General features: G+C 69.5%; 16 protein-coding genes and 1 riboswitch. Of the genes, 4 read left to right on the top strand and 12 right to left on the bottom strand.

Going from position 1 to position 17,886, the window contains the following annotated elements; genetic code table 11:
- Nucleotides 1–718: 718 nt before the first annotated feature.
- The 5 genes from ACTOQ1_RS41900 to ACTOQ1_RS41880 form a co-directional block, all read right to left on the bottom strand.
- Nucleotides 719–919 (bottom strand): cold-shock protein, encoded by a 201-nt coding sequence (locus ACTOQ1_RS41900; protein ID WP_012895270.1) that lies wholly within the window; start codon nucleotides 917–919, stop codon nucleotides 719–721.
- 347 nt (nucleotides 920–1,266) lie between these two features.
- Nucleotides 1,267–1,542 (bottom strand): MoaD/ThiS family protein, encoded by a 276-nt coding sequence (locus ACTOQ1_RS41895; RefSeq protein ID WP_350977546.1) that lies wholly within the window; start codon nucleotides 1,540–1,542, stop codon nucleotides 1,267–1,269.
- A 22-nt stretch (nucleotides 1,543–1,564) separates the two neighbouring features.
- Nucleotides 1,565–2,860: a threonine synthase gene (thrC, locus tag ACTOQ1_RS41890; RefSeq protein WP_440074021.1), complete on the bottom strand. Its 1,296-nt coding sequence runs from the start codon at nucleotides 2,858–2,860 to the stop codon at nucleotides 1,565–1,567.
- A 14-nt stretch (nucleotides 2,861–2,874) separates the two neighbouring features.
- A riboswitch (SAM riboswitch) is annotated at nucleotides 2,875–3,015 on the bottom strand.
- 266 nt (nucleotides 3,016–3,281) lie between these two features.
- Entirely contained in the window at nucleotides 3,282–4,859 is a 1,578-nt protein-coding gene (locus ACTOQ1_RS41885) for a S1 family peptidase (RefSeq protein ID WP_440074020.1), read from the bottom strand.
- Nucleotides 4,860–5,062: 203 nt separating this feature from the next.
- Nucleotides 5,063–5,620: an RNA polymerase sigma factor gene (locus tag ACTOQ1_RS41880; RefSeq protein WP_440074019.1), complete on the bottom strand. Its 558-nt coding sequence runs from the start codon at nucleotides 5,618–5,620 to the stop codon at nucleotides 5,063–5,065.
- Nucleotides 5,621–5,850: 230 nt separating this feature from the next.
- Between ACTOQ1_RS41880 and ACTOQ1_RS41875 the strand changes: the two genes are divergently transcribed.
- Nucleotides 5,851–7,275 (top strand): alpha,alpha-trehalose-phosphate synthase (UDP-forming), encoded by a 1,425-nt coding sequence (locus tag ACTOQ1_RS41875; protein ID WP_440074018.1) that lies wholly within the window; start codon nucleotides 5,851–5,853, stop codon nucleotides 7,273–7,275.
- An 85-nt stretch (nucleotides 7,276–7,360) separates the two neighbouring features.
- On the top strand, nucleotides 7,361–8,563 hold the full coding sequence (locus tag ACTOQ1_RS41870; protein WP_440074017.1) for an MFS transporter: 1,203 nt from the start codon (nucleotides 7,361–7,363) through the stop codon (nucleotides 8,561–8,563).
- Nucleotides 8,564–8,651: 88 nt separating this feature from the next.
- Here ACTOQ1_RS41870 and otsB read toward each other — a convergent pair whose 3' ends face one another.
- Both otsB and ACTOQ1_RS41860 read right to left on the bottom strand, forming a co-directional pair.
- Nucleotides 8,652–9,431: a trehalose-phosphatase gene (otsB, locus tag ACTOQ1_RS41865; protein WP_440074016.1), complete on the bottom strand. Its 780-nt coding sequence runs from the start codon at nucleotides 9,429–9,431 to the stop codon at nucleotides 8,652–8,654.
- Nucleotides 9,432–9,513: 82 nt separating this feature from the next.
- On the bottom strand, nucleotides 9,514–9,816 hold the full coding sequence (locus tag ACTOQ1_RS41860; protein ID WP_440074015.1) for a DUF3263 domain-containing protein: 303 nt from the start codon (nucleotides 9,814–9,816) through the stop codon (nucleotides 9,514–9,516).
- Nucleotides 9,817–9,933: 117 nt separating this feature from the next.
- On the opposite strand from ACTOQ1_RS41860, the gene ACTOQ1_RS41855 reads away from it, so the two are divergent.
- Both ACTOQ1_RS41855 and ACTOQ1_RS41850 read left to right on the top strand, forming a co-directional pair.
- Nucleotides 9,934–10,737, top strand: a complete 804-nt coding sequence (locus ACTOQ1_RS41855; protein ID WP_440074014.1) for an SAM hydrolase/SAM-dependent halogenase family protein — start codon at nucleotides 9,934–9,936, stop codon at nucleotides 10,735–10,737.
- A 508-nt stretch (nucleotides 10,738–11,245) separates the two neighbouring features.
- Nucleotides 11,246–11,830, top strand: a complete 585-nt coding sequence (locus tag ACTOQ1_RS41850) for a hypothetical protein (RefSeq protein WP_440074012.1) — start codon at nucleotides 11,246–11,248, stop codon at nucleotides 11,828–11,830.
- A gap of 153 nt (nucleotides 11,831–11,983) precedes the next feature.
- Here the strand turns inward: ACTOQ1_RS41850 and ACTOQ1_RS41845 are convergent, their stop codons facing one another.
- From ACTOQ1_RS41845 to ACTOQ1_RS41825, 5 genes are all read right to left on the bottom strand, one after another.
- Nucleotides 11,984–12,997 carry an ABC transporter ATP-binding protein gene (locus tag ACTOQ1_RS41845; protein ID WP_440074011.1) on the bottom strand — a complete coding sequence of 338 codons (1,014 nt, stop codon included), beginning with the start codon at nucleotides 12,995–12,997 and terminating at the stop codon, nucleotides 11,984–11,986.
- The gene (locus tag ACTOQ1_RS41840) at nucleotides 12,981–14,018 is read right to left on the bottom strand and encodes an ABC transporter ATP-binding protein (protein WP_440074010.1); all 1,038 of its coding nucleotides are present in this window, start codon (nucleotides 14,016–14,018) and stop codon (nucleotides 12,981–12,983) included. The genes ACTOQ1_RS41845 and ACTOQ1_RS41840 overlap by 17 nt, the downstream gene beginning before the upstream one ends.
- An 8-nt stretch (nucleotides 14,019–14,026) precedes the next feature.
- Nucleotides 14,027–14,971, bottom strand: a complete 945-nt coding sequence (locus ACTOQ1_RS41835) for an ABC transporter permease (protein WP_440074008.1) — start codon at nucleotides 14,969–14,971, stop codon at nucleotides 14,027–14,029.
- Nucleotides 14,964–15,902: an ABC transporter permease gene (locus ACTOQ1_RS41830; RefSeq protein ID WP_440074006.1), complete on the bottom strand. Its 939-nt coding sequence runs from the start codon at nucleotides 15,900–15,902 to the stop codon at nucleotides 14,964–14,966. Before ACTOQ1_RS41830 ends, ACTOQ1_RS41835 begins: the two co-directional genes overlap by 8 nt.
- Before the next feature lie 115 nt (nucleotides 15,903–16,017).
- On the bottom strand, nucleotides 16,018–17,649 hold the full coding sequence (locus ACTOQ1_RS41825; RefSeq protein ID WP_440074005.1) for a peptide ABC transporter substrate-binding protein: 1,632 nt from the start codon (nucleotides 17,647–17,649) through the stop codon (nucleotides 16,018–16,020).
- Nucleotides 17,650–17,886: the final 237 nt, after the last annotated feature.

Here is a 17,886-nt window from a genome sequence, read left to right as displayed (position 1 = left end):
TTGGGGCCGAGGGTCACCTTGACGGCGTCCGCGAGCTGGTTCATGCCGCGCTCGAGACCGCGCCGGGCGTCCTCGTTAAACGCGATCATCTTGGCTGCCATACGGCTAACCTCCCAGAGAAAGGGTGGCTTACACCGGATCGAGCCGACGCCCGCGACGGCATGTGGGCCCACGACTCCGTTCGGCGGGCCCCATCGCCTCGATCCAGGATTGGCACTCTCTATGCGCGAGTGCCAACAATCTGTTTAGCACTCTACCCTGTCGAGTGCAAGCCACGATCCGTTGACCTGCGCCGCCCGAGACGGGGACGTCAACTCCGTGTCATGCGGACGTAGATCTCGCGTCACGTCGGTGTGGGCCACGCGTCACCATCGGCTCGCCGCGCGTTCCGTGCCCCCCCTGAGGGCTCCGCGTGCCCGGCCCCGGCCGTGGTGCGTGGCGGTCAGCGTTCGTGCCCCCCTGAGGGCTCCGCGGGCTCCGCGCGCCCCCGTGCGCCTCCCGGCGTCTCCGTGCGACCGCGCACCACCGCCCCGCCCCTCGACCCGCCCCTCTACGCACCCCCGCGCGGCCACGCGTCCCGTACGGCCGCCCGTCCCGTACGACGCGAAGGCCCGGCTCGCCCGCTGGGGGCGAGCCGGGCCTGGGCGGTGAGGATCCAGCGGACTGCGATACCGCGGGATCCACCGGCTCTTCCCTGCGAATTCACGAAACGGCTACGTCAGACCGCCCGGACGGACTCCGCCTGGGGACCCTTCTGACCCTGGGTGATCTCGAACTCGACCCGCTGGCCCTGCTCGAGGGCACGGTAGCCGTCCATCATGATCGCGGAGTAATGGACGAACACATCCTTACCACCGTCTACCGCGATGAAGCCGTAGCCCTTGTCCGCGTTGAACCATTTGACGGTGCCCTGCGCCACTTGCGACTCCTCTTACTGGTCTTAAGGACGACGCCCATTCCTCTCGCGAAGTCCTCAATCGCCGGGACGGACTTCGCCACGTCGATCGTTCCGACCATACCTGTGGGAAGCGGTAGGGCAACAGAGTCAAGCACCAAACTACCGCTTTACGAGAGCTTTTAGTACGAGAACAGAGTTTCACTATCACTATTAGTTAGTTAAGGGTTACATGACCCATCTAAGTCCCTGAATATGAGCTTGCGTCATAAAACGCGGCACCCGCCCGGCCGGAGCCGGGCGGGTGCCGTGGAGTCGCGGGCGCCCTGGGGGCGGCGCGGGGCGGTCAGCGCCGCGTCAGGGCGGGAGGATCAGCCTCCGGCCACCGCCGGGATGATGGAGACCTGGACGCCGGAGGGCGTGGCCGTGTCGAGGTTGTCGACAAAACGGACGTCCTCATCCCCGACATAGACGTTGACAAAACGTCGGATCTTTCCCGATTCATCAAGAATCCGGGCGCCGATCCCCGGGAAGTCCGCGTCGAGCTTCTGAAGAACATCGCGGAGGGTCTCACCCTCTCCGTTCACCTCGGCGGCACCATCGGTGTAAGTCCGGAGAATCGTCGGAATCCGCACAGAAACGCTCATAATTCAGTACCTTTCACGATTTCTAGGCGATAGCCGCACGGAATGCGTCAAGAGAAGGCCGAATCACCGCGGTCGGGCGCGCCTCCGCGGCCACCGCGTCAAGGGTCTTGAGACCGTCGCCGGTGTTGAGCACCACGGTCTCGGCGTCGGGGTCGAGCGTGCCCGAGGCGACCAGCTTGCGCAGCACCCCGACGACGACGCCTCCGGCGGTCTCGGCGAAGATGCCCTCGGTCCTGGCCAGCAGCCGGATCGCGTCGACGATCTCGGCGTCGGTGACGTCCTCGACCGCGCCGCCGGTGCGGCGGGCGATGTCCAGGACGTACGGGCCGTCGGCCGGGTTGCCGATCGCCAGCGACTTGGCGATCGTGTCCGGCTTGACCGGGCGGATCACGTCGTGGCCCGCCTTGTAGGCGGCGGAGACCGGGGAGCACCCCTCGGCCTGGGCCGCGAAGATCTTGTACGGCCTGTCCTCGACCAGGCCGAGCGCGATCAGCTCCTTGAAGCCCTTGTCGACCTTCGTGAGCTGCGAACCCGACGCGACCGGGATGACGATCTGGTCGGGGATGCGCCAGCCGAGCTGCTCGGCGATCTCGTAGGCCAGGGTCTTGGACCCCTCCGCGTAGTACGGCCGGAGGTTGACGTTGACGAAGCCCCACTGGTCGCCCAGCTCGTCGCCGATGAGCTCGGAGCAGAAGCGGTTCACGTCGTCGTACGTGCCCTCGATGCCGATGAGCCTGCCGCCGTACACGGAGGCCATGACGATCTTGGCCTGTTCCAGGTCGGAGGGGATGAACACGCAGGCGTCCAGCCCGGCCCGCGCGGCGGCGGCGGTCACGGCGCCGGCCAGGTTGCCGGTGGAGGAGCAGGAGAGGGTGTGGAAACCGAAGTTGCGGGCGGCCTCGACGGCGATGGCCACCACGCGGTCCTTGAAGGAGTGCGTGGGGTTGCCGGAGTCGTCCTTCACGTGCAGGGAGCGGATGCCCAGCTCGCGGGCGAGATTGCCGGCGTTGACGAGCTTGGTCCAGCCGGGCGCCATGTTGGGCTTGGCCGCCACGTCGTCGGGGACGGGCAGCAGCGAGCGGTAGCGCCAGATGTTGGTCGGCCCCTCGGCGATGCGCTCCCGGGTCACACGCCCGAAGTCGTACGCGATCTCAAGGGGCCCGAAACACTCGTTACAGGCGAAGCTGGGGCCGAGGTCGTAGCGGGCACCGCACTCCCGGCAGGACAGGGCGACGGCGGGGCCGAAGCGCCGGTCTCGCGCGTCGCCGGCACGACCGGAGGAGGTGGCGGTGTTGTTCTCAGTGGTTGCGAGCGCCATGAAGCGAGGCCTTTCCCTCATCTTCGTCTGGACCACCCTGGTCACAGACCGGAATTGGCACCTGTCCCGGCCGACCTCGTTCAGATCACGAGTCTTGAACCGGGATGGTTGCCGGGGCTTCGCAGGGCCGGTCCCTCCACCCCTCTGGATGAGCAAATATTCAGTTGGAAACCTGACACACAGGTCTTGAGCACTCTACCCCGCCCCACCGCCCTCCTGACTCCTTGTCTCACTGTGCGAGACATGGCGTGTTATCCAGCGGACGACCGGACCCGGGCCGCCGGTCGCGAGGCACCCGGCACGCGTCCCGGACGGCAGGCGGGGCCCCCGCCGGACCCGCGATCCTCGGTGATCGCGGGTCCGGCGGGGGCCCCGTCCCCTTCCGGTCATCGCCGCCGGAGGCGACCCGCCGGAGCGGTCATCACCTCCCGAGGCGACCCGCCGGAGCGGTCACGGCACTCGGCACCCGGAACCCCAGGGTGTAGGGGCCGGAGCCGGCCGCGCTGAACACCCGGTAGCGGTAGTAGCCGGGCGTGCCGGTGTAGGAGATCCTCTCGTCGGGACCCGCGCTGTCGGAGGTGGCGACGACCGCCCAGTTCCTGCCGTTCCACTTCTGCAGGTAAAGGTCGAAGTCGGTGCCGTCGGCGCCGTCCAGGCAGGCGGTCTGGAGACCTCCGACGGTCAGCCTGTAGTACAGGCCCCTCGGCTGGTAGGCGGACCGGCCGGCGGCCAGGGTGCCGGTGTAGGTGTTCGGGAAGCCGGTGCAGGTGCCCGTGACCGGCGGCGGCGGATTGCCCGCGGTGGTCCTCAGGCTCAGGCCGTAGGCGGTGAGGATCTCGCCGACCGGCTGGAAGTAGGTGGTGCCGCCCTGGCTGCAGTCGCCGGTGCCGCCGGAGGTGACGCCCTGGGCCTGGTCGATGGAGATGAACGAGCCGCCGGAGTCTCCGGGTTCGGCGCAGACGTTGGTGCGGGTCAGCCCGAAGACGGTGCCCTGGGGGTAGGTGACGCTGGCGTCGTGCTGCTGGATGAGGCCGCAGTGCCAGTCGGTGGTGGAGCCGGACCGGCAGACCGAGGCCCCCTCGACGGCGACCCGGGCGCCGGCGACGGGCACGGTGCCGCCCGCGCCGTTGTCCACCGTCGGGGTGGCGGTCCAGTCGCTGTTGGTCGCGACCCAGGAGTAGTCGCTGCCCGGGAAGACCGATCCCTGGAAGGTGCCCTGGGCGACGCGGTTGAAGCCGGTGGTGGCGGCGCCGGTCCTGCCGCAGTGACCCGCGCTGACGAAACCCTGCTGGGTGCCCTTGAGCACGGAGAAGCCGATCGAGCAGCGGCTGGTGACGCCGATGTAGTAGGCGTTGCCGCCCACCAGGTCGTTCAGGGTCAGGGGAACCTCGGTGCTGGGCAGCACGACCACCGCCTCCTCGTCCACCCCCGCGCTCTCGACGAAGTTCTGGGCGTCATCAGGTTTCGGGGAGAGGACGACCACCTTGTTCCTCTTCACGTCGACGAAGCGCGCGCTCGACACGAGCGGCCGCGGGGGCAGGGCTTCGTCGATCTTCTGCTTGGTCACGGTGAGCTCCGCCAGCGACCTGGGGACGACCTCGGCCTGGGCTCCCGCGTCGAGGATCGTGGGGATGTCGGCGGCACTGGTGGTGGCCGCCACCAGGGTGTGCGCGGTGCTTCCCCTGAGCCAAACACCGCCGAAACGGGGGCCGAGCCTTCTGCTCAGCTGTATCGCGACCGGGCTCAGGCGGGCCTCGTTGAGCAGCCGGGCCTGGGCCTGGGCCGGGGTCAGGCCGAGATCGCGCTCGAGCGCCTCCAGCATGTTCGGCGGCGGTTTCAGCGCGGCCGACACGGCCGACACGGCCGTGGTGGCGGACGGGGCGGCGGGCATGGCCGGAGCACCCGCCGCCCGGCGTTCGGCGCCGGCCGGTACGGCGGCCAGGGCAAGTGCGGTGGCCGCCAGGACGCATGTCGTGGAAACAGTGTGTCTGCGGAACATGTGGTCTCTCCTCGACCTCGGCTTGCACAGGGTGAGGGGAGATCGCCACATGTCACCGATTGATCACGCGACGTGGGCAACGCCACCCTAAATCAGGTGAGGCCGCCGGAGCCGCACGCCACGCGGAAGGCGCTCTTCGACGGTTCCCACCGGCCGGGCACCCCGGCGGACAACCCGTCAGAGGCCGGAGACCGGGCGGTGGTTCAGAAGCCGTAGGCGTCGCCCAGGGCGCCCTGGACGTACTTGCGCGCCTGGTGGATGCGTGACTTGGCGGTGCCCAGCGGGATGCGGAGCTGCTCGGCCACCTCGTTGTAGTCGAGCTGGCAGATGTCGCGCAGCACCAGCGCCTGGGCCAGCTCCGGCTTCTCGGCCTCCAGCGCCTCCATCGCGTCGAGCAGGTCCAGCCGGGACCCGGCGATCACGCTCACCCGGGCCACGTCCGGCTTCTGCAGCGGCAGCTCGTCGGAGCTCTGCTCGGCCGCGCGGCGCTTCAGCGAGCGGTAGGTGGTCCTGGCGCAGTTGGCGGTCACGATGTGCAGCCAGGTGCTGAACCGTGCGCGCCCCTCGAAGCGGCCGATGTTGCGCGCCACCGCGAGCAGGGTGTCCTGGCAGGCCTCCTCGGCGTCCTGCCGGAAGGGGAGGATCCGGCCGCAGTGCCTGAACACGGCGGGCTCGATCCGCTTCAGCAGCTCACCGAGAGCGCGGTGGTCGCCCTGGGCGGCCGATCGGGCCAGGTCCTCGGTCGTCTCGTCCAGCGCCATCACGGGCCCCCATCAGCGGTCACGGTCGCTGGACATCCTACGGTCGGGGGTCGCGGATGGTGACCCTCCCTCACCGCCACAAGAAGGGTGATAGAGCGGGGCTCATCACTCCACCTACTGACAAGAGCTGACACAATTCGATGGACGCCGTTCCTTCCTTGACCTGAAGAGCGAGGACATCCCGACGAGGTGCCGGTTAACCTTGGGGTCTCCACGCTCAAGGAGAATCGATGAGCGCGATCCTGGTGGCCTCCAACCGAGGCCCCGTCTCCTTCACCCTCTCCGAGGACGGTTCGCTGTCCATGCGCAGGGGAGGTGGCGGCCTGGTCTCCGGCCTGTCGGAGGTCGCGAAAGACCTCGACGTCCTGTGGGTCTGCGCGGCGCTGTCCGACGGCGACCGCGGCGCCGTGCGGCTGGCCCCCGGCGGCCGGCTCGACCAGGCGGGCTACGACACCGGGGCGCTGCGGATGCTCGACATCCCCCCGGCGACCTTCCACCGCGCGTACAACGCGGTCGCCAACTCCACCCTCTGGTTCGTCCACCACCTTCTCTACGACACCCCCAACAGGCCCTACTTCGACGCCAGGTTCCGCCGGGAGTGGGAGTCGTACCAGTCCTACAACGAGGCGTTCGCGATGGCGCTGGCCGAGGAGGCCCCGCACGGGGCGCGGGTGATGGTGCAGGACTACCACCTGAGCCTGGCCCCGGCCATGCTCAGGGGGGAGCGCCCCGACCTGCGGGTGGCGCACTTCTCGCACACGCCGTGGGCGCCGCCCGAATACTTCAACCTGCTCCCCGACGACGTCGCGACCGAGCTCCTCGAGGGCATCCTGGGCGCCGACCACGCGGGCTTCCTCACCGCCCGCTGGGGCGGGGCGTTCATGGACTGCTGCGAGACGGTGCTCGGCGCGCGGGTCGACCGCGGGGAGCGTACGGTCACGCACGCGGGCAGGACGACCCGGATCGGCACCCACAGCCTGGGCGTGGACGGCAAGGCCCTCTGGACGCGGGCGTCCGAGCCCGACGTGGAGTCGCACATGGCCGCGCTCCGCGCCCAGGTGGGCGACCGCAGGCTGATCGTGCGGATCGACAGGACGGAGCTGTCGAAGAACATCGTGCGGGGCCTGGTCGCCTACAAGCAGTTCCTCGCGGCCCACCCGGAGTGGCACGGCCGGGTCACCCACCTCGCCTTCGCCTACCCGTCCCGGCACGACCTGCCCGAGTACCGCGAGTACACCGCGGCGGTGCAGCGCTGCGCCGAGGAGATCGAGGACGAGTACGCCACCGAGGACTGGGACCCGCTGATCCTCAACGTCGACGACGACTACCCGCGCTCGCTGGCCGCCTACCGGCTGGCCGACGTGCTGCTGGTCAACCCGATCCGCGACGGCATGAACCTGGTGGCCAAGGAGGGGCCGATCCTGTCTCCGCACAGCGCGCTGGTGCTGTCGCGGGAGGCCGGCGCCGCCGCCGAGCTGGGCGAGCACGCGCTGACGGTGAACCCCTACGACGTCTCGGCCACGGCCGCCGCGCTGCACGAGGGCCTGACGATGCCCTCGGACGAGCGCGCCAGGAGGGGGGTCCTGCTGGCCGCCGCGGCGACCGCGCTGCCCCCGCACCGGTGGTTCGCCGAGCAGCTCGACGCCCTCGGGTGACGGCCCAGCTCATTAAGCGGTTTTAGACCTGTATGAGATAGTTTTCGCGGCTATTTCACTTTTTTCTGGCGTACGGGAGACCGAGTTGACCGCGATCGCGCCCGTCCGGCTGATCCGCGACCGCGCGACCTGGCTGATCTACCTTCAGCTCGGTGTCTTCGCCACCTACCTGTACGGCCTCAGCGCCGCGCTCCCACTGCTCCGCCTCGACCAGGGCGTGTCCCAGGCGGTCGCCGGACTGCACGGGACCGCGATGGCCGTCGGCGGCATCATCGTCGGTCTCGCCCTGCCCTGGCTGACCGGGAGGATCGGCCGCCGGGCCGCCGTCTGGACCGGGATGGCCGGGATGAGCGCCGGAACGCTCATGGTCGCGGCGGCCCCCACCCTGCTGCCGGTCACCCTCCTCGGGTACGGCGTCGCCAGCGGGCTGGCCTCGATCGTCCTGTACCTGGGCATGGCCGCGCTCGACGACCGGCACGGCCCCGCGGGCCCGGCGGCGATCAGCGAGGCCAACGCCGTCTGCGTGATCGTCGGCATCGGGGTCCCGTTCGTGGTCAGCGCCGCCGCGCAGAGCGCCTTCGGCTGGCGGGCCGCGCTGCTGGTGACCCCCGCGCTGGCCGCGCTGCTCGCGCTGACCATGGGGCGCGTACGCCTCCCCGAGCCCGGCGACGCCACCGGCGGCACCGGCGGCACCGCCACGGAGGGTCAGGCCCGCTTCGGCTGGCGGTTCTACCTCGCCGCGGCCGTGCTGTTCTGCTGCGTCGCGATGGAGTTCTGCTTCAACCTGTGGGCGGCCAAGCTGTTCTCCGACCAGACCGGGCTGCCCGCGGCGGTGGCCGCGACCGCGGTCGCGGCGTTCACCGCCGGGATGGCGGCCGGGCGGCTGGCCGGGGCCTGGCTGGCCCTGCGGGTGCCCCCGACCGTGCTGTTCCTCGGCGCCCTCCTGGTCGCGGCCGCCGGGTGGGCGATCTTCTGGCTGAGCACGAGCCCGGTGTTCTCCTACGCGGGCCTGGCCGTGTCGGGACTGGGGGTCGCGTTGCACTTCCCGATGGCGCTGTCCCGGGTGCTGGCCGCCTCCGGCGGGCGGCGGGACCGGGCGTCGGCGATGGCCTCGATCTTCGCCGGGCTGGCGGTGGGGATCGGACCGTTCCTGCTGGGCGCGCTGGCCGACGGGTTCGGCACCCAGCAGGCGTTCCTCATGGTCCCCGCCCTGATCGGGCTCGCCGCCGGAGGGCTGCTGATCACCGCGGGCGGACGTCTCCGGGCGGGCGCCGGCGAGCCCGCCTGAGCGGGCGCGGGCGGAGGTTCCCGAGCGCGCGGGCCCCTGCCGGGCGTACGTGGGTCCCTCCGGGCGGCGCGCCCGGGCGGGCTTCGCCCTACGCCTCCCTCTCGACGGCGTCGGCGATCGAGGTGAGGAGCTCCAGGACCCCCGGCGGCCCGTCCACCACGATGTCGGCCTCCACCTCGATCTCGGGCGACCCGCTGAACACCGTCACGCCCGGCAGCCCGGAGGCCCGCACGGCCGCGAACGCCGCGAGGTCGCCCAGGTCGTCCCCGGCGAACAGCACCGACCTGGCGGCCCGCTCGCCCAGGAAGGCGCTCAGCGCCACCCCCTTGTCCATCCCCGGCGGGCGCAGCTCCAGCACGAACTTGCCCGGCTCCACCGCCAGCCCCGCCCCGGCGGCCAGCGCGGCGACCGGCTCGCGCAGCGCGTCGAGCGCCGCCCACGGGTCGGCGGCCTGCCGGGTGTGCACGGCCACCGACCGCTCCTTGTCCTCGATCCTGATCCCGTCGATCCCCGCCACCAGCGGGACGAGCCCGGTGCGGGCGAGGTCGAGGCCCGGGTGGACGGGCGGCGCGGCGAGCGCCCCCGCCTCCCAGCGTTCGAGGCCGTAGTGGCCGAGCACGACCAGCCCCGGCACACCGGCCAGGGAGCCGTACTCGACGGCCGTGGCGGCCGGACGGCCGGTCACGATCACCACGGCGCCGACCAGGCGGCCGAGCCTGGCCAGCACCTCGGCCCCGCCGGGGTGGATCCTGGCCGCCGCGGGGTCGGGGACGATCGGGGACAGCGTGCCGTCGAAGTCGAGCCCGATCACCGCTCCCGCCGGATCGGCGACGATCGCCTTCAGCCCGTCGGACGTATTCGTCGTCATGCCCGCCTCAGCCTGTCGAGTGTGTTCGCCGTCATACCGGCTCCGCTCTCGCGGTCGCCGTCCGACCGGTCGTACCCGAACATCAGGGGCGTAAGCCCATTTTCCGGGCGGCACGATCGCGGCGCCGGGTCTCCCGGAGCCGGCGCAGGCGCTTGACCAGCATCGGGTCGTGGGCGAGCGCCGCCGGCAGGTCGATGAGCTCGCTGAGCAACTGGTAGTAGCGCGTCGCGGAGATGTCGAAGGCCTCGCGGACCGCCTGCTCCTTGGCGCCCGCGTAGCGCCACCACTGGCGCTCGAAGGCGAGCAGCTCGCGCTCCCGGTCGGTGAGAGCCCTCGGCGCGGGCTCCGGGGCAGCGCCGTCGCCGGAACTCGGCGCGGTGTCCATTGCTTCCTCCTGCCTCGGGGCACGCGGTGACCACACCGCGCACGCGCGGCTCGAAGTCAGAATAGTCCGGAATTTCGCGCTGTTCATGACGGATGTGGAGACGTACAGTCACCTGATGTGACCTCTGTCATCAGCCTTCTCACCGACTACGGACTGGAAGACGGCTACATCGCCGCATGTCACGGCGTGATCGTCGGAATCGCTCCTGAGTCGCGAATCATTGACGTGTGCCATCTGGTCCCCTCGGGGGACGTACGGCGCGGTGCGGCGATCCTGGCCCAGACGATCGCCTACCTTCCTTCGGGCGTGCACGTCGCCGTGGTGGATCCCGGCGGCGGCTCGCGCAGGGCCGTGGCGGTCGAGGCCGGCGACCACGTGTTCCTGGGCCCGGACAACGGGCTGCTGTCGTGGGCGATCCACGCCAGCGGGGGCGCGCGTGCCGCCTACGAGCTGTCCAACAAGGAACTCTTCCTGGAACCGGTCTCGCCGACCTTCCACGGGCGCGACCTCTTCGCCCCGGTGGCGGCGCACCTGGCGATCGGGTGCCACCCGTCCGAGCTGGGGCCGGAGGTCCCGCTGGAGCGGATGGTCTCGCTGCCCGCGCCCACCTCCGTGCTGCGGGAGGGCTACGTCGAGGGGGAGGTGCTGTCGGTCGACCGGCACGGCAACGCCCAGCTGTCGATCGGCTCCGGCGATCTGGCGACGCTGGGCGTCGCGTTGGGAGACACGCTGGTGGTCTGGCTGGGCAGGCGGCGGCTCTCGGTGCCGTTCAAGGAGAGCTTCGCCGCGGTGCCGCCCGGGGAGGTCGTGGCCTTCACCGACTCGGCCGGGCTGGTCGCGCTGGCGGTCAGCTCCGGCGACGCCTCCCAGCGGCTGGGCCTGCCTCCCGGAGCTCACGTTCGGCTCTCCCCCGCTCCCTGACATGCATAACAAACGTGATTTAAGAGGAAATCACGCCATGCATCATCCCGTTTAGTGAGACACCTTTTTCGTCGGCAGATTTTCCCACCGGAATCACGCATGCCGGAATTCAGGTGACGTTTCCCAATCCCCCATGGAAAATGTGGCCGCGCCGCCCTCCCCGTGGCCGCCGGCGTGCCTTCGCGGCGACGGCTCCCCCCTGGAGCAGGCCCTTCCCGTCCTGCCGCCCGCCGGGAGGCCGCCCTCGGCCGGATATACGAGCTGACCTGGCAATTAAGGAATTCGGCGAGGCGTGAAAGGCCTTGCGCGCCCGGATCGGACCGGCGATAGACCGAGTTTCGTTCGGATATAACCCCGCGATCATTGCCACAAGCTGACCATTCTTGACCCTCCAGAAAGCATGTCGCTGGATAGTCTCACTCCCGTTACTTTGAGTAGCCGCGTGCAGGCGGTCCTTTCCAGAGGCCCCAGACACTGCCGCGACGATTTCCTTCCAGGGGGAACCACAATGATTCGTCGTCTTCTCATCACCTCCGCGTGTGTCGGCATCGCCGTCATCGCACCGGCCGCGGTCGCGTCCGCGTCCACCTCCTCCACCTCCACGGCCAAGGTCAGCGCCCAGTCGGTCGTCAAGGCCGCCGCCAAGGCCAAGGCCGCCAAGAAGGCCGCCGACTGCTGCGGCGTCGGCGTCGTCAGCGGCGCTCCGGCCTTCGTCCCGACGAGCACCGTCACGTACGGCGCCACCGTCATCCCCACGGCCGTGAGCAGCGGCATCGGCTGCGGCGGCGTCCTCGGTGGCGGCATCTACGGCGGCGGCATCTACGGTGGCGGCATCTACGGCGGCGGCTGCTACGGCGGCGGCATCTATGGCGGCGGCGTCTACGGTGGCGGCGTCTACGGTGGCGGCTTCTACGGCGGCGGCTTCGGCGGCGGCTTCGGCGGGGGCGGCATCCTCGGCGGCGGCCTCTTCGGCCGTGGCGGCAACACCATCGGCGGCGGCGGCAACATCATCAGCAGCGGCAGCGGAGTCGGCCACGGCGTCGGCATCGGCGGCCTCGTCGGCATCGGCGGCGTCGGCGTCGACATCCTCTAGCAGGACGGACACCCTGCGGTAGAGCGGTAAAGCAGACAGGGCGCGGCCTCCACAACTCCATGTGGGGGTCGCGCCCTTCGCTGTTTCGGGTTCAGCTGCCGCGGGTCCGGCTGTTGCGTGTCCCCGCCCTCTCAGGCTCTCCCGAGCGCTCTCCTACACGTGGATCACGTCGTGGGTCTCGGCGAAGTGGCAGGCGCTCGCGTGCGCGGTGCCGGGCCGGATCTGCAGCAGCGGCTCCTCGACGGCGCAGATCTCCTGGGCCTTCCAGCACCGCGTACGGAACCGGCAGCCCGACGGCGGGTTGGCGGGGGAGGGCGGGTCACCCTGGAGGATGATCCGCTCGCGTCGCTCGCGCCCCTCGGGGTCGGGCACCGGAACGGCCGACAGCAGCGCCTGGGTGTAGGGGTGCGCGGGCCGGTCGTAGATCTCGACGTCCTTACCGATCTCCACCATCTTGCCCAGGTACATCACCCCGACCCGGTCGGAGATGTGCCGGACCACCGACAGGTCGTGGGCGATGAAGACGTACGCGAGACCGAACTCGTCCTGCAGCCGCTCCAGCAGGTTGACGACCTGCGCCTGGATCGACACGTCCAGCGCGGAGACCGGCTCGTCACAGACGATGATCTCCGGCTGGAGCGCCAGCCCGCGGGCGATACCGATGCGCTGGCGCTGGCCGCCGGAGAACTGGTGCGGGTAGCGGTTGATGTGGTCGGGGTTGAGGCCGACCACCTCGAGGAGCTCCTGCACCTTGCGGCGCCGGTCACCCTTGGGGGCGACCTCCTGGTGGATCTCGAACGGCTCGCCGATGATGTCGCCCACGGTCATCCGGGGGTTCAGCGAGGTGTACGGATCCTGCATGACCATCTGGATGTTGCGGCGCGCCCGCTTGAGCTCGCCGCGCCTGGCGTCGGCGATCTCCCTGCCGTTGATCTTCACCGAGCCCGAGGTCGGCCGCTCCAGCGCCATCAGGAGCTTGGCCAGCGTGGACTTGCCGCACCCGGATTCGCCCACGATGCCGAGCGTCTCGCCCCGGCGCAGGTCGAAGGAGACCCCGTCGACGGCCTTGATCGCGCCGACCTGCTTGCGCAGGATGACGCCCTGGGTCAGCGGGAAGTGCTTGACCAGGTCGCGGACCTCAAGGATCGGCTCACCCGTGGCTGCCATCGAGGACCTCCCTCCAGTAGTGACACGCGCTGCCGCGCGTCGGGCCGATCTCGTACAGCGGGGGCGCGTCGACGACGCAGTTGTCCTGACGGTACGGGCACCGGGGGTGGAAGGCGCAGCCCGTGGGCATGTCGAGCAGGTTCGGCGGCATGCCCTTGATGGCGTACAGCTCCTGCCCCTTCTGGTCGACCCGGGGAATCGAGTCGAGCAGGCCCTTGGCGTACGGGTGGGCGGGCCTGCGGTAGATGTCGTGCACGAGGGCGTTCTCCACGATCCGCCCGCCGTACATGACCGCGATCTTGTCGGCGACGTCGGCCACCACGCCGAGGTCGTGGGTGATCAGGATCAGGCCCATGTTGCTCTCGCGCCGCAGCTCGCCCAGGAGTTCCATGATCTGGGCCTGCACCGTCACGTCGAGGGCGGTGGTCGGCTCGTCGGCGATCAGCACCTCGGGGTCGAGCGCGATCGACATCGCGATCATGATGCGCTGGCGCATTCCCCCGGAGAACTGGTGGGGGTAGTCGTGCACCCGCTGCTTGGCGGCCGGGATGCGGACCCGGTCCATCAGCTCGATCGCCTTCTTCTGGGCGTCGCGCTTGGAGGCGCCCCGGTGCACCCGGAACATCTCCCCGATCTGGGCGCCGACGGTGAACACCGGGTTCAGCGCGGAGAGCGCGTCCTGGAAGATCATCGCGATCCGCCGGCCGCGCACCTGGGTGCGGGCCTCCTCGGACAGGTCGAGCAGGTTCGTGCCCCGGAAGCGGATCTCACCCTTGGGAATGCGGGCCGGCGGGGAGTCGAGGATGCCCATGATGGCCTGCGCGGTCACCGACTTGCCCGAGCCGGACTCGCCGAGCACCGCGAGCGTCTCCCCGGGGTTCAGCGAGTAGCTGACCCCGTTGACCGCCTTGACCAGGCCCTGCCTGGTCACGAACTCCACGTGCAGGTCGTCGACGGCGAGCAGCGGCTCGCTGCCCGGCGCCTCCCTGGACGGCACCACCGGCGTTGAGGTCTTCTTCACGGGTCCCCCTACCGCAGCTTCGGGTCGAGGGCGTCGCGGACGGCGTCGCCCAGCATGATGAAGGCCAGCACCGTCAGGCTCAGGAACAGCGCCGGGAACAGCAGCGCCCACGGAGCCTCCAGGAAGCGCTCCCTGGCATCGGAGATCATGAGCCCCCAGGAGATGTCGGGCGAGCGCAGGCCCACACCGAGGAAGGACAGGCCGGCCTCCGCGGCGATGAAGTAGCCCAGGTTGATCGTGGCGACAACGATCACCGAGGCGATCGCGTTCGGCAGGATGTGCCGGAACATGATCCTCGACGCGGAGGCGCCGAGCGCCCTCGCCGCGAGCACGTAGTCCTGGCTCTTGGCGGTGATCACCGCCGCCCGCATGATCCGGTACGTCATCGGCCAGGTCAGCACGGCCAGCGCGAGCATGACGGTCCACACGTTGCCCGTGCGGAAGACCGCCAGGATGAGCAGGGCGCCGAGGATCGACGGGATCGCGAAGAAGATCTCCGTGAGCCGGGAGAGCAAGGTGTCCAGCGCGCCGCCCCTGAATCCCGCGAAGAGACCGAGCAGGCCGCCCACGATCGCGGTGACGACGGTGGTGGCCAGCCCGACCACGATCGAGTTGCGGGCGCCGTAGATGGTGCGGGCGTAGATGTCGCAGCCGAGGTTGTCGGTGCCGAACCAGTGGGTCGCGCTCATGCCCAGCCGGGCGTCGCCCAGGTCACAGCTCTTGGCGTCGAACGGGTTCACCGAGGTGAACAGCGAGGGGACCACCGCCATGACGACCAGGACGGCGATGAGGACGGACGCCCCGATGAAGAGCGGGCGGCGGCGCAGGTCGTACCAGGCGTCGCCCCACAGGCTCGCGGCCTTGGGCGCCTTGGCGCCCTTCGCGCCCCTTCTGGGCCTGCCGTGCTTGGGGTTCCCGGTCTGCCCTCCGGCCGGGACAAGAGTGTCACTCATAACGGATCCTCGGGTCGAGCACGGCGTAGAGCAGGTCGACGACCAGGTTGGCAAGGATGTAGATCAGCACCAGGACGGTCACGATGCCGACGACCACGGGCTGCTCGCGCAGGTACACGGAGCTGAACAGCTGCTGGCCGATGCCAGGCAGGTTGAAGATCGTCTCGGTGATCACCGCGCCGCCCATCAACGTACCGAGGTCGGCGCCCAGGTAGGTGACCAGCGGGATCAGCGCGTTGCGCAGCGCGTGCCGCCCGACGACCCGGTTCCGGGGCAGGCCCTTGGCCACCGCGGTGCGGATGTAGTCGGCGCGCAGGATCTCCACCAGGCTGTTCCTGGCCAGCCGGGTGAGGTAGGCGATCGACGTCCCCGCGAGCACGAAGCCGGGCAGCAGGTAGCTGCGCCAGCCCTCCGTCACGCCCGCGACGGGGAAGAGGTCGATCCCGGCCTGCTTGAGCTTCACTCCCAGCAGCAGCTGGAGCACGAAGCCGGTCACCAGGGTGGGGATGGAGATCAGCACCAGGGTGGAGGCGAGGATCATCGAGTCGCTGGCCTTGCCGTGGCGCAGCGCCGCGTACAGGCCGAGCCCCACGCCGATGACGGCCTCCATCACCAGGGCGGTCGTCGCCAGGTTGATGGTCACCTGGAACTTGCCGGCCATGATCTCGTCGACTCCGACGCCGGCGAAGGTGGTACCGAAGTCGCCGCCGAGCAGGCCGGTGATGTAGTACCAGTACTGCACCAGGAACGGGTCGTTCAGGTGATACTGCTCGCGCAGGATGGCGACGATGTTGGGGTCTATGCGCTTCTCGCCCGCCAGCGCCGCGATGGGGTCTCCGGGCAGCGCGAAGACGATGGCGTAGATGAGCAGGGTGGCGCCCACCAGGACTGGTATCGCCTGGATCAGGCGTCTGAGGATGTAACGGCCCATTCGTATCTCCCGTAGGTACCCGGGACGATCTCGCGGACCGGCGGGTCACACGGTGCCGCGAGATCGTCCCGGGCGGCCAGTGGGGCCGGGCTCCCACCCGGCCCTCAACCGGTCGTCAGCTGGCCTTCTCGATCTCGGTCCACTCGATCTGGTTGAGAAGATTGATCTTGACGCCCTTGACGTGCTGGGAGAACGCGGCGTTGGTCCGGTAGAAGTACACCGGGATGTACGGCAGCTCCTTGATCAGGATGTCGTCGGCCTGCTGGTAGAACTTCAGGCCCTCCTCCTGCGTCGGAGCGGTGTCGCCCTTGGCCAGGAGCTCGTCGAACTCCTTGTTCGACCAGCCGGCGTAGTTGGAGCCGGTCTTGATCGCGACGGTGGAGAAGATCGGGGTCAGGTAGTTCTCCGCCGACGGGTAGTCGATCGCCCAGCCCATGCGGAACATGCCGCCGTAGGTCTTCTTGTCGAGCTCGTCGAGAATCGAGGCGAACTTCTCGAAGGGCTTGACCGTCACCTCGATGCCCAGGTTGGCGCGGAGGCTGTTCGCGACGGCCTCGATCCACTCCTTGTGCGGGCCGTCGGTGTTGTAGCCCAGCTCCAGCGTCTTGGGGCCGTTGTTCTCCGCGTACTGCGCCTTGGCCTTGTCGGGCTCGTAGCTGCAGGCCGCGCAGGCACCGGCGCGGTACCCCTCGAGGAGGGGGTTGATGAAGTCGTCCGCCGGGGCGCGCGTGCCGGAGAAGACCTTGTCGGCGATGGTCGCGCGGTCGATGGCCATGGAGATGGCCTCGCGGACCTTCACGTTCGCGTACGTCTTGTTGTACTGCAGCGGGAAGCCGATGTAGCCGACGCCGGCGTCCGCCTCGTCCATGTAGCGCTCGCCGAGCTCCGACTTGGCGCGGGCGATCGCCGAGGGGGGCAGCGAGTCGTGCACGTCGAGGTTGCCCGCGGCCAGGTCGTTGAACGCGGTCTCCGGGCTCGTGTAGAGCTTGAACTGGAGCTTGGTGAACTTCGGCTTCGTCCCGGCGAACTTGTCGTACCGGGTGAGGTCGATCGTCTGGTCGGTGCCCTTGTTGTAGGGCTTGTCGATCTGGAAGTAGCCCTGGCCGATCGGCTTCTTGGCGTACTCCTCGGTGACCTTGCCGTCGGGGCCGAAGGCCGCCTTGGGCAGCGGGTAGAACGCCGTGTAGCCCAGCATCGTCTTGAACTGCGAGAACGGCTTGGCGAGGGTGACGCTGAAGGTGCTCTCGTCGATGACCTTCAGGCCCTTCATCTCCTTGGTGGAGACGGTCTGGCCCTCGCCCGGGTTCAGGTCGGCCCAGCCGTCGACCCGCGCGAAGAAGCCGTTGGCGCCCTGGACGTTGTCCTGGTTGGCGGCGTAGTTCCACGCGTCGACGTAGTTCTGCGCGATCAGCTTCTCGCCGTTGTGCCAGGTGTAGCCGGGCTTGAGCTTGATCGTCCACACCGTGTTGTCGGTCGACTCGATCGACTCGGCGACCTCGTTCACGACCTGCTTGTTCTCGTCGTAGCCGACCAGCGGGGCGAAGATGGCGGCCATGACCTCGGCGCCCTCGGACTCGGTGGTGTCACCGGGGTAGAAGAGCTTCTGCGGCTCGCCGAGCTCCATACGCACGGGCTGGTCGGCCGCGGCCGTCCCGCCACCCGAGGACGTCGAGCTGCCACACGCGGTCAGCGCGAGGGCGAGCAACGCGGTGCCGGCGGTGAGCCGCGCACCCTTAGAAACGCGCATTGCGGTAAATCCTCCCTTTGCAGGCTTACGTCGACACTGAGTCCGTGACCCTGAGCACCGCGAAGGAGGATCTTGTGGTCCCTGCTTCCCGCTGTTCCGGTCCGGGTGCTGACGCCACACCGATCGATCGCGACTATTCCCTACCGCTCCACACCGACTTATATCTGTGATGTTGCAGTTCGGTCACGCATGAACCGATTCGGCGTCACATACCTGCCAACTCGACGATGCCAAGAT

This window comes from Streptosporangium sp. OZ121, assembly GCF_051918885.1.
Taxonomy (GTDB): Bacteria; Actinomycetota; Actinomycetes; order Streptosporangiales; family Streptosporangiaceae; genus Streptosporangium.
This window is presented reverse-complemented; position numbering and strand designations above follow the sequence as displayed.

Coding starts and splice junctions, on each gene's coding strand:
- ACTOQ1_RS41895 (WP_350977546.1), bottom strand. CDS start 1,542: ATGAGCGTTTCTGTGCGGATTCCGACGATTCTCCGGACTTACACCGAT.
- thrC (WP_440074021.1), bottom strand. CDS start 2,860: ATGGCGCTCGCAACCACTGAGAACAACACCGCCACCTCCTCCGGTCGT.
- ACTOQ1_RS41885 (WP_440074020.1), bottom strand. CDS start 4,859: ATGTTCCGCAGACACACTGTTTCCACGACATGCGTCCTGGCGGCCACC.
- ACTOQ1_RS41880 (WP_440074019.1), bottom strand. CDS start 5,620: ATGGCGCTGGACGAGACGACCGAGGACCTGGCCCGATCGGCCGCCCAG.
- ACTOQ1_RS41875 (WP_440074018.1), top strand. CDS start 5,851: ATGAGCGCGATCCTGGTGGCCTCCAACCGAGGCCCCGTCTCCTTCACC.
- otsB (WP_440074016.1), bottom strand. CDS start 9,431: ATGACGACGAATACGTCCGACGGGCTGAAGGCGATCGTCGCCGATCCG.
- ACTOQ1_RS41860 (WP_440074015.1), bottom strand. CDS start 9,816: ATGGACACCGCGCCGAGTTCCGGCGACGGCGCTGCCCCGGAGCCCGCG.
- ACTOQ1_RS41850 (WP_440074012.1), top strand. CDS start 11,246: ATGATTCGTCGTCTTCTCATCACCTCCGCGTGTGTCGGCATCGCCGTC.
- ACTOQ1_RS41845 (WP_440074011.1), bottom strand. CDS start 12,997: ATGGCAGCCACGGGTGAGCCGATCCTTGAGGTCCGCGACCTGGTCAAG.
- ACTOQ1_RS41835 (WP_440074008.1), bottom strand. CDS start 14,971: ATGAGTGACACTCTTGTCCCGGCCGGAGGGCAGACCGGGAACCCCAAG.
- ACTOQ1_RS41830 (WP_440074006.1), bottom strand. CDS start 15,902: ATGGGCCGTTACATCCTCAGACGCCTGATCCAGGCGATACCAGTCCTG.
- ACTOQ1_RS41825 (WP_440074005.1), bottom strand. CDS start 17,649: ATGCGCGTTTCTAAGGGTGCGCGGCTCACCGCCGGCACCGCGTTGCTC.